The following is a 3,742-nucleotide window of genomic DNA, read 5'->3' as shown; positions in this document are numbered from 1 at the left end:
CTCGTCAGTAAAACGTTTCTTCACGTCCAATCTCCTTCGGGGTAGGGAATTGGACTCCAAACTGGCGTGCTACTCAAAATCGGGGGGACGTCGGGAAGAAAGCGCACTGAGTGTGTAGCTATGGCTGAAAAAATGACATGCTGATGTTGGCGTTGATCGTTGTAGCGATGCTTATGCCGTGAAATCAATCATTGACGCCGTCGAAGTACAGCGGCATGCTGAAAGCGCCGCGCCCAAATATAAAGCTGACGATAAGATTGGGAAGTTGTATCAATTAATAATTTGGAAGGATTATGAGTTCCAACGTATTTCTCCATAAGTTTCATCAGGGTCGCGAACTAGCTATACCATTCGATGAAGTTATCGAATTTCTATCTGGATATGGAATGCCTGGCAATGGAGATTACAGAGGTCATGTAACCTTTCCCCCAGATGAGATTGCAGAAATAGCAAATGTTGTCGGCGACGAAGCTAGGGGTGCTCTTTGCATTGCGTTCAATCGCCCTTTCATCAATGATCAATTTCGCGCACTTGTGTTCGAGGCAATGCAGCAGTTCGGGCTCGCAGCGTACGACGACACCTTTTACTGGGTGTATGTTCTACCGGCTTCGGATGGCGACGTGCCTCAAGCGCTTTTGGATGAGTTGTCGAACGGGATCCGCGAAGTCAGCACAGTAGGGCAACTGTGGCAGGAGTGGGTATAGGCGCCCAAGAATAAGCCAGCTCTAATTTTCTCGACTGCTACCACCTGGCGGCGGTGCCTGCTGCTCGTAGCGATTGACGTAGGCAGGAAGTCAAAGAGGATCACGTCGTACCACACTTAAGCTATCCAATGACGGATGGGAAGCTATTGCTTTTTCCCCCGATTCAAGAACGGCGTCAGGTTGAATTAGAAATTCAACCTGACCCTTTTCCAACTGCCACGGTGCCGCCGCCCACCGAGATCGTCTGGCGCTCGCTCGACCCCTCGATCAAGCCGCGGCCCTACCTCGAGCGCACCCCCATCCCCGAGCCCCGCCCCGATCCCAATAAGCCGCGCCGCCAAGGCCACCCGCGTGCCCCGCAACACTGCACTGTCGGCTACGGCTACTACCCCGACAGCCACCAACGCGTCCCCACGCTGCGCCTACGCGGCCGCTGGCTGGAACAACTCGGCTTCACCATCGGCAGCAAACTCAACATCCGCCTGTGCGATGGCGAGCTGGTCGTCAGCGTCGCACCTACGGACTAACCAGGTGCGCTACGCACGCGCAGCACGCACCCGCACGCCCCGCGCCGAGCGCAACGCGCCAATCGCCACACCGTGCGCGCTCCCCGCTCACCGCGCAGAGGAGGGACACAGATGGAGCACCCCGCCGTCGTCTTGCATCTCACGCTGGACCAACGCGACCAGCTCGACCGCCTGCTACGCATCCTCATCGCTCATGGCGACGTCATCGCCATGAGCAAACCGGAATGCCTGGAGGCGCAGACCCTGCCAACGTTGGGACAAGCCGTCTTCGATGCAGCCTATGCCTTACGCGAGATGCTTGAGCAGCGGGTGGAGCAGACGCACCAAGCTGGTGGTGAGCGTAGCTAGGGAAGATTGAAAGGGGGCAGGAGCTGGTCTGAGCCCGGTTTTCCGGCTACATCCCAGACCACTAGCCCATCTGTGGGCCGCCGGCAGTCTGCGTGGCTGCTTCGCGCTGCTGCGTTTCCTGCCGGGTTTGTTCTGCCACCCGCGCGTCGATCTGCTGGCTGCGGGCCAGCCCTTCTTCGATGCTTTGCTGTGGCTGGTTGAGATCTATCATCGCCCGGAAGCCGGGGGTCGTTCCCATTACGAAGATTTTCTCTTCATGCAGAACCACGTCACGCACCTGCTGCAGTTGGTGAATGCCGCTTTCTCGTGCGGCGACCATCGCTGACATCACCTGACCGTCGGTGACATTGGCAGGAAGATCCGATCGCATGCGATCAAACAATTGCTGCGATTCGCGCGACAGCGCAGAAGCCTGACCACGTCCTGGCTCGCCCTCGACCTCAGTCAGCAACTTCTGCAGTGGGCCTTGGTTCTTCGGAAGCGGGTTTTCGTGTGACGAGTTGAGCTTGCTGTCGGGAAATGGTTTGGGAATGCTCTTAAGCGCATCGATATTAGGAAGAACTTTGATCGTACCGTCAAAGCTGGGATCTGGCTTTTCGAGCTTCGGCCGCAGACCCGCATCCCGAAGTCCGCCCCAGACGTAGTCGATGCAACTGTTGGAGAACCCGTTGTAATAGAGGCCGAATCGACTATCGTCGCCACGCACACCAGCCTCACCGTACTCCTTCAGCTTCTCGTGCTGTTCCTTAGTAATCTCGAGCGTGTACGAATAGCTCGGATTCTGGTAAGTCTTGTACTCATCTCTGACGACGTGCCCGGCGCCTATAACGCCCGTTTTGATCGGCGAGAATCCGTATCCGTTCTTGTGCTCGCCGTCAGAGATCATGAAGTACGCATGGCCTGCGGAGGAAGAGTGGCCATGGCCCTTTTCATCGCGCACGGGCGTACCGGGTGCAGCGAGATAGACGGTAACGGTGTAGGGGCCGGGCTCTTTCCTGCCAGGTTGGGCCTGAGCACTGCTATGGGATTGACTGTCCATGTTTTATTTCACGTTGTAGTTGGCGACAAGAAGCTCAAAGCTGAGGTGAGCGATCTGCGGGTTGTCCTGAAGATTGGTAACCTTCAACCGGTATTTCCCGGGAGTCAGGTCCTTGGACTCGGCACTGGCAACCTCATATTCCATATAGGCCATCGACATGTCGTATTTGCCGGCCTTCAACAGACTGTTGGAATCCGCGCCAACAGCGCTTCTGTAGGGGAAGACGTCACTCTTTGCCTTTTGGTAGCGCGTGCCTTGCCACACTGCCGGCAAATCACGATTCAGCTCGTGAAGCACCACGGGCGTCTCTTTGCCACCATTCTGCTTCCAAAGCTGGACCCTCAAGGGAAGCTTCGCTTCCTCAAGGAAGTCCGCATCCCCTGGCTTCAGATCGGGGCGTTTACGTGGCCCACCAGAACGGAATCCGATCAGAAACGTGCTGGGTCCCGGATCGCCTGTCTCCTGCAGAGGCAGTTCGAAGCGCGCTTCGACCGTCGCGCCGGAGTGGACTAGATCAATCGGCTTGACGACCGGAAAGCCGTCGCCATAAGCCGGAGGTACCTTTCCCCCGCATCCACCAATCAACATTGGGAGTATGACCATCCATGGCTTCAGTAAATTTCGCATCTCTTCCTCGTGTTGGTAAAGCATGTCGTCGATAGCACCGACGACATCCAGAATTAGCCCGTTTATACACTGTAATAGGCGGCGGGTTCTGAATTGGCTTCACACAAGCGGGGACTTCGGCGCTTGCCCGCGAACGACGCTGCCATTGGCCAGATGAGCACTGCTGTTGCAGTTGGGATGGTGCCTGACCAGGACATCGAAGTTCTCCATAACCTCGTTGTGATAGCCCTTCTCCGCATCTCCACTCAAGTTGAATGACGCGATAAGGGACCTGCTGTGTCGCATCCTGTGAGGCCATGTGCCTACTCCTTGTTAGTCCCTAAGGTTGATCGCACGAGACAGGTACCAACAGCCCTGGCTCCGTCTGAACACGTAGGTATCTACTTCGTACTCCATGCCGAATGACCTGCCCCCATCGTCCGTACCAGTGATTACTGATAAAGCCCGGGGTTGAAGGGTACTGCGTTGTTGGCTTGTTGTGTACGGTAGTTGGCGGC

5 protein-coding genes are annotated in these 3,742 nt (G+C 56.4%); 3 read left to right on the top strand and 2 right to left on the bottom strand.

Going from position 1 to position 3,742, the window contains the following annotated elements; translation table 11 throughout:
- Positions 1-293 precede the first annotated feature (293 nt).
- From GGR62_RS20785 to GGR62_RS20775, 3 genes are all read left to right on the top strand, one after another.
- Positions 294-704: a hypothetical protein gene (locus GGR62_RS20785; RefSeq protein ID WP_184409705.1), complete on the top strand. Its 411-nt coding sequence runs from the start codon at positions 294-296 to the stop codon at positions 702-704.
- A 191-nt stretch (positions 705-895) separates the two neighbouring features.
- Entirely contained in the window at positions 896-1,231 is a 336-nt protein-coding gene (locus tag GGR62_RS20780) for a SymE family type I addiction module toxin (RefSeq protein ID WP_184409706.1), read from the top strand.
- Positions 1,232-1,342: 111 nt separating this feature from the next.
- Positions 1,343-1,579, top strand: a complete 237-nt coding sequence (locus GGR62_RS20775) for a hypothetical protein (protein ID WP_184409704.1) — start codon at positions 1,343-1,345, stop codon at positions 1,577-1,579.
- 61 nt (positions 1,580-1,640) lie between these two features.
- Here GGR62_RS20775 and GGR62_RS20770 read toward each other — a convergent pair whose 3' ends face one another.
- Positions 1,641-2,618 carry a lytic enzyme gene (locus GGR62_RS20770; RefSeq protein ID WP_101364339.1) on the bottom strand — a complete coding sequence of 326 codons (978 nt, stop codon included), beginning with the start codon at positions 2,616-2,618 and terminating at the stop codon, positions 1,641-1,643.
- Between the two features lie 3 nt (positions 2,619-2,621).
- Entirely contained in the window at positions 2,622-3,245 is a 624-nt protein-coding gene (locus GGR62_RS20765) for a hypothetical protein (RefSeq protein WP_260289065.1), read from the bottom strand.
- Positions 3,246-3,742: the final 497 nt, after the last annotated feature.

Source organism: Xanthomonas sp. 3075, from assembly GCF_014197275.1.
In the GTDB taxonomy this organism is placed as follows: domain Bacteria; phylum Pseudomonadota; class Gammaproteobacteria; order Xanthomonadales; family Xanthomonadaceae; genus Xanthomonas; species Xanthomonas campestris_B.
This window is presented reverse-complemented; position numbering and strand designations above follow the sequence as displayed.

What these genes read in the sequence shown, in the direction of transcription:
- GGR62_RS20785 (WP_184409705.1), top strand. Translation starts at nt 294, where the DNA reads ATGAGTTCCAACGTATTTCTCCATAAGTTTCATCAGGGTCGCGAACTA.
- GGR62_RS20775 (WP_184409704.1), top strand. Translation starts at nt 1,343, where the DNA reads ATGGAGCACCCCGCCGTCGTCTTGCATCTCACGCTGGACCAACGCGAC.
- GGR62_RS20770 (WP_101364339.1), bottom strand. Translation starts at nt 2,618, where the DNA reads ATGGACAGTCAATCCCATAGCAGTGCTCAGGCCCAACCTGGCAGGAAA.
- GGR62_RS20765 (WP_260289065.1), bottom strand. Translation starts at nt 3,245, where the DNA reads ATGCGAAATTTACTGAAGCCATGGATGGTCATACTCCCAATGTTGATT.